The sequence below is a fragment of the Pseudomonas sp. MD330_10 genome, from assembly GCF_042610415.1.
Lineage (GTDB): Bacteria > Pseudomonadota > Gammaproteobacteria > Pseudomonadales > Pseudomonadaceae > Aquipseudomonas > Aquipseudomonas rhodesiae.
In genome coordinates, this window is sequence record NZ_JBHGZU010000140.1 from 1 (window position 1) to 240 (window position 240).

Here is a 240-nt window from a genome sequence, read left to right on the forward strand (position 1 = left end):
AGCTGCGCGCGGCGAAGGTGAAGATCAAGAAGCTCGCACATCACATTAAGGAATCCCAAACAGCAATCAACTCATGTATTCGCGAACTGGACGACGGTATGCCGTGTGTTAGCTGTGGGCGGCACCATAAAGGCCAATGGCACGCCGGGCACTAGCGAACAGTCGGTGGCTACCCAGATATTCGCTTCGAGCCGCTGAAGGTCTGGCGCCAGTGCGCGCCGTGCAACTACCACAAGTCGG

The 240-nt window shown here is 57.5% G+C and carries 1 protein-coding gene; it reads left to right on the top strand.

Annotated features, from left to right (window positions below; translation table 11 throughout):
• The first annotated feature begins 17 nt into the window (after positions 1–17).
• Positions 18–155, top strand: a complete 138-nt coding sequence (locus tag ACFZPT_RS26940; protein ID WP_379559163.1) for a recombination protein NinG — start codon at positions 18–20, stop codon at positions 153–155.
• Positions 156–240: the final 85 nt, after the last annotated feature.